Annotated in this window: 5 protein-coding genes; all 5 read right to left on the reverse strand. The window is 71.9% G+C overall.

All coding sequences use genetic code 11. From position 1 onward, the window contains the following. On the reverse strand, positions 1-861 hold an 861-nt coding region (locus GTW43_RS22280; RefSeq protein ID WP_343246093.1), incomplete at its 3' end, for a trypsin-like peptidase domain-containing protein. A 251-nt stretch (positions 862-1,112) separates the two neighbouring features. Further along, on the reverse strand, positions 1,113-2,018 hold the full coding sequence (gene truB / locus GTW43_RS22285; protein WP_161303791.1) for a tRNA pseudouridine(55) synthase TruB: 906 nt from the start codon (positions 2,016-2,018) through the stop codon (positions 1,113-1,115). 2 nt (positions 2,019-2,020) lie between these two features. Next, entirely contained in the window at positions 2,021-2,482 is a 462-nt protein-coding gene (gene rbfA, locus GTW43_RS22290; RefSeq protein ID WP_161303792.1) for a 30S ribosome-binding factor RbfA, read from the reverse strand. Positions 2,483-2,517: 35 nt separating this feature from the next. Next, the gene (locus tag GTW43_RS22295) at positions 2,518-2,811 is read right to left on the reverse strand and encodes a DUF503 domain-containing protein (protein ID WP_161303793.1); all 294 of its coding nucleotides are present in this window, start codon (positions 2,809-2,811) and stop codon (positions 2,518-2,520) included. Positions 2,812-2,946: 135 nt separating this feature from the next. After that, a partial coding sequence (gene infB, locus GTW43_RS22300) for a translation initiation factor IF-2 (protein ID WP_161303794.1) occupies positions 2,947-5,241 on the reverse strand: 2,295 nt, incomplete at its 5' end.

Here is a 5,241-nt window from a genome sequence, read left to right on the forward strand (position 1 = left end):
TACGGTGGGCGCTGGGGCCGCGCCGCACGCCCGGCGGGCGGCGAGAGCCGCGAGCTCGGTGGTGCGTCCGCTGCCGGGGTCGCCGACGAGGGCGAGGACGGTCGCGTCCCCGGTGTCGAAGGCGGCCAGCTCGCGCACGACGTCCGGCCGCTCGACCGGGTCCGGGGCGGCGTCGGGGGCCGGGCCCTCGCTGCCGACGGAGACGGCGGCGAGCTGGAGCACGCCCGCCGCGTTCAGCTGGTCGCCGTAGGCGGGCACCGTCGTCGCGTTGCGCGCGAGGAGGCCGGCGAGGAGGCCCTGCGGGTCCGCGGCGACGGCCGTGTGCAGCGGGACGGCGAGCCCGGCGGAGCGGTGTCCGGTCTGCAGGGCGGTGCCGAGCACGGCAACGACGGCGCCGGTGACGGCGTCCAGCACGGGGCCGCCCGCGGCGCCGCCGCCGAGCCGCAGCGCGTCGGCGCCCGCGGTGCCCATGGCCAGCTCCATGACGTCGTCGATCGCGTGGAAGCGGTCGGTGGCCGTGTAGGTGGCGGGTCCGTGGCCGAGCACCCGCGCTTCGCGCCAGCCGCCGGCCGGGATGCGGACGTAGGCCCCGGTGGGCAGCGGGCCGCCGGGGGCCAGCGGCAGGGGCGGGACACCGAGTGCCTCGGCGCGTACGACGGCGAGGCCCACGGCCGGGAACTCGAGAACGGCCTCGGGGCCCACGACGCAGGTGGCGCCGCCCGGCGCGTGCAGCACGAGGCGGCCGAGCCCGTCCACGGCTTCGTGACCGGTGACCACGGTCCCCCGGTCGTCCACGGTGAATCCCGCTCCGCGCGGGCGCCCGGCCAGATCACAGATCCGAACCAGCGGCGGATCGACCATGCCGCTGAACCTCCCGCCGTTCTCCGCCACCCCCCGTGGTCTCGACGGTAGGCGCGAAATGATCAGCCGGACAGCGCTCGGGACGAACGCGCCCCCTTCCGCTCCCCCGGTTCACTCCGAGCGCCCGCTCGATGGGGTGAAGTCGCCCGGCACGGTGGACAGACCTGACAGAGGGGGGAACGGGGAGCGGCGGGCACCCGTCGACCGGGTGCCCGCCGCTCCACCGGCGCGTGCCGTCGTCCGGCGCGCCGTCAGCCGAAGACGGCCAGGCTCTTCGCCTTGCCCTTGGACTCCTCGACGAGCGCGAGGAGCGCCCCGTCGGCGCCGAACACACCGACGGGCCCGGCGCCCGCGTACTCGGCCGGCATCTCGAGCCGCACGCCGTTCAGAAGGAGCTTGGCGCGGCGTGCGTCTACCTCCCAGCGGGGGAAGGCGGAGCCGGCCGCCCGGGCCACCGGCATCACGTCGAGCGACTCCTGGAGCTGGTCCAGCGTCCGGGCGCTGTCGAGCTTGTAGGGCCCGACGCGGGTGCGGCGCAGCGCGGTCAGATGGCCGCCGACGCCGAGTCCGGCACCGAGATCACGGGCGAGGGCCCGGATGTAGGTGCCGGAGGAGCAGACGACGGACACGACCAGGTCGAGCACCGGGGTGCCGTCCTCGGCGACCGCGTCCCTGATGTCGTACACGGTGAAGGAGGAGACCCGGACCGGGCGGGCCGGGATCTCGAACTCCTCGCCCTCGCGGGCCCGCTTGTACGAGCGCACACCGTTGATCTTGATGGCGCTGACCTTGGACGGCACCTGCATGAGGTCGCCGGTCAGCTCGGCGATGCCCGCGTCGATCGCGTCGCGGCGCACGCCGGACGCGTCCGTGGACGAGGTGAGCTCGCCCTCGGCGTCGTCGGTGAGCGTGGTCTGCCCGAGCCGGATCGTGCCCAGGTACTCCTTCTCGGTCAGCGCGAGATGGCCGAGGAGCTTGGTGGCGCGCTCGACGCCGAGCACGAGGACACCCGTCGCCATCGGGTCGAGGGTGCCGGCGTGGCCGACGCGGCGGGTCCTGGCGATCCCGCGCATCTTGGCCACGACGTCGTGCGAGGTGAAGCCCGACGGCTTGTCGACGATGACGAGGCCGTCGGGCACAGGGGTGCGGTCGGACATGCTCAGGCGTCGCCGTCCTTGTCGGCGGCGTCCGTGTCGTCGTCCTCGGGCTTCTTGTACGGGTCGGCGTCCCCGGCGAACGAGGCGCCCGCGGACGCCTCCCGCACCTGGGCGTCCGAGGACCGCGCCCGGTCGAGGAGGTCCTCGATCGTCCTGGCGTTGTCCGGCAGGGCGTCCGCGACGAAGGTCAGGGTCGGCGTGAACTTCACGCCGGCTGCCGCACCGACCGCGGAGCGCAGGATGCCCTTGGCGCTCTCCAGACCGGCGGCCACCTCGGCCCGCTGCTCGTCGTCCCCGTACACCGTGTAGAAGACGGTCGCCTCCCGCAGGTCACCGGTGACGCGGGTGTCCGTGATGGTGACGTGGGTGCCGAGCCGCGGGTCCTTGATCCCGCGCTGCAGCTTCTGGGCCACCACCTCTCGGATGAGGTCCGCCAGCCTCTTGGCGCGCGCGTTGTCGGCCACTGGTCCGTCTCCTTAAGTGCTTACTTCTTCTTGCTTCAGTCTTCGTCGCTGTGGAGTCTGCGTCGAACCGAGAGCAGTTCCACCTCGGGGCGCCCGGCAACCAGCCGCTCGCAGCGGTCCAGTACGTCGCTGAGGTGTCCCGTGTCCCCGGAGACCAGCGCGAGCCCGATCTCGGCCCTGCGATGGAGGTCCTGGTTTCCCGTCTCCGCCGCACTCACCGCGTACTTGCGCTGGAGTTCGGCCACGATCGGGCGAACGAGGGAGCGTTTCTCCTTGAGCGAGTGGACGTCGCCGAGGAGCAGATCGAAGGACAGAGTCCCCACATACATGTGTGTCCGGATGTCCCGCCGGTTCGGGTTCGTAAGGGCGCCACAAGCTGACGCCGATACGGGAACCGTACACGCAACGGCCGGGGCCGATCGACGGAAATAAGTCCCGCCGACCGGCCCCGGTCGCGTGTCAGGTCAGACGCGCGGCTTCTCGCGCATCTCGTACGTCGCGATGACGTCGTCGACCTTGATGTCGTTGAAGTTGCCGAGGTTGATACCGCCCTCGAACCCTTCGCGGATCTCGGTGACGTCGTCCTTGAAGCGACGCAGACCGGAGATGTTGAGGTTCTCCGCGATGACCTTGCCATCGCGCAGCAGGCGCGCCTTGGTGTTGCGCTTGACCTCTCCGGACCGGACGAGCACACCGGCGATGTTGCCCAGCTTGGACGACTTGAAGACCTCGCGGATCTCCGCCGTGCCGAGCTCGACCTCCTCGTACTCCGGCTTGAGCATGCCCTTGAGGGCCGCCTCGATCTCCTCGATGGCCTGGTAGATCACCGAGTAGTACCGGACGTCGACGCCCTCGCGCTCCGCCATCTGCTGCGCACGGCCGGCTGCCCGGACGTTGAAGCCGATGACGATGGCGTCGGAGCCGGTCGCCAGGTTGATGTCGGACTCGGTGACCGCACCCACACCGCGGTGCAGGACCCGGATGTCGACCTCTTCGCCGACGTCGAGCTGGAGCAGCGAGGACTCGAGAGCCTCCACCGAACCGGACGCGTCGCCCTTGATGATGAGGTTGAGCTCCTGCACCAGACCGGCCTTGAGGGCCTCGTCCAGGTTCTCCAGGGAGAACCGGACGCCGCGGCGCGCGAAGTTGGCGTTGCGCTCGCGGGCGGCACGCTTCTCGGCGATCTGACGGGCCGTACGGTCCTCGTCGACCACCAGGAAGTTGTCGCCGGCACCCGGGACGTTGGTGAGACCGAGCACGAGGACGGGGGTCGAGGGACCCGCTTCCTCGACGTTGTTCCCGCTGTCGTCGAGCATCGCGCGGACACGGCCGTACGCGTCGCCGACGACCATCGTGTCGCCGATGCGCAGCGTGCCGCGCTGGACCAGGACCGTCGAGACGGCACCGCGGCCCTTGTCGAGGTGCGACTCGATCGCAATACCCTGCGCGTCCTGCTCCGGGTTGGCCCGCAGGTCGAGCGAGGCGTCCGCGGTCAGGACCACGGCCTCGAGGAGGGACTCGATGTTGAGGCCCTGCTTGGCGGAGATGTCGACGAACATGGTGTCGCCGCCGTACTCCTCGGCCACCAGGCCGTACTCGGTCAGCTGACCGCGCACCTTGGTCGGGTCGGCACCCTCGACGTCGATCTTGTTGACCGCGACGACGATCGGGACCTCGGCGGCCTTGGCGTGGTTGAGCGCCTCGACCGTCTGCGGCATGACGCCGTCGTTGGCCGCGACCACGAGGATCGCGATGTCGGTCGACTTCGCACCACGGGCACGCATGGCGGTGAACGCCTCGTGACCCGGGGTGTCGATGAAGGTAATGCGACGCTCTTCGTCGTTCACCTCGGTCGTGACCTGGTAGGCACCGATGTGCTGCGTGATGCCGCCGGCCTCGCCCGCGATGACGTTCGTCTTGCGGATGGTGTCGAGCAGGCGGGTCTTGCCGTGGTCGACGTGACCCATGACGGTGACGACCGGCGGACGGGACATGAGCATGTCCTCGCCGCCCTCGTCCTCGCCGAACTCGATGTCGAAGGACTCGAGCAGCTCGCGGTCCTCCTCCTCCGGGCTGACGACCTCGAGGACGTAGTTCATCTCGCCCGCGAGCAGCTGGAGGGTCTCGTCGGAGACGGACTGCGTGGCAGTGACCATCTCGCCGAGGTTCATCATCACGGCGACGAGCGAGGCCGGGTTGGCGCCGATCTTCTCCGCGAAGTCGGTCAGCGACGCACCACGCGACAGGCGGACGGTCTGTCCGTTGCCGCGAGGCAGCATGACGCCGCCCACCGACGGGGCCTGCATGGCCTCGTACTCCTGGCGCCTCTGCCGCTTCGACTTGCGACCACGACGGGCGGGCCCGCCGGGACGGCCGAACGCACCCTGCGTGCCACCACGGCCACCGGGACCGCCGGGACGGCCACCGAAGCCGGGACGACCGCCGCCGCCACCGGGACGGCCGGCGAAGCCGCCGCCACCGCCACCGGGACCGCCGGGACGGCCGGCGAAGCCGCCGCCACCGCCGCCGCCGGGACGACCGGCGAAGCCGGGACGACCGCCGCCACCGCCGCCGGGACGACCGCCGCCACCCGGGCCGCGGCCACCGGGGCCACCACCGGGACGGGGGCCGGCCGCGGGACGCTGCGGCATCATGCCGGGGTTCGGACGGTTGCCGCCGCCGGGACGCGGACCGGCCGCGCCGCCCTGCGGACGGGGCATGCCGCCGGGCGTCGGACGGGGACCGCCCTGACCCTGCGA

The sequence above is a fragment of the Streptomyces sp. SID5785 genome, from assembly GCF_009870065.1.
Classification (GTDB): Bacteria; Actinomycetota; Actinomycetes; order Streptomycetales; family Streptomycetaceae; genus Streptomyces.